Genomic DNA, 308 nt, shown 5'->3' on the forward strand with positions numbered 1-308 from the left:
CGGCCGATCAGGCGGTGTACATGGTCATATTGCGGCGCCAGCGCCTCGGCCGCGATGGCGCGGCGGCCCGGCTCCAGCGCGATGGGCGCGCTTGCATGCACCCGGGTCTCCAGCGGCGCGGGGCGCGACGCGATCCCGAGAAAGGCACAGATCCGCGCCACGGTCTCGGGGCGGAAAAGCTCTTCGTAAAAGCCCAGGAAGCGGTCCTTTTCGGGGATCGCCGACAGGATCCGCGTCAGCGGCCCCTCGTAGTCGCAGCGCTCCGCCAGGGCCTTCTCTTCACCCCGGGTCCAGCGGTCGAAGATCCA

General features: G+C 69.8%; 1 protein-coding gene. It reads right to left on the reverse strand.

The features are described from left to right. Window positions 1-308 (reverse strand): hypothetical protein (locus E0702_RS19190; RefSeq protein ID WP_205741999.1); only part of this gene is annotated, 308 nt, incomplete at both ends.

The organism is Halomonas marinisediminis (assembly GCF_004347715.1).
Taxonomy (GTDB): Bacteria; Pseudomonadota; Gammaproteobacteria; order Pseudomonadales; family Halomonadaceae; genus Halomonas; species Halomonas icarae.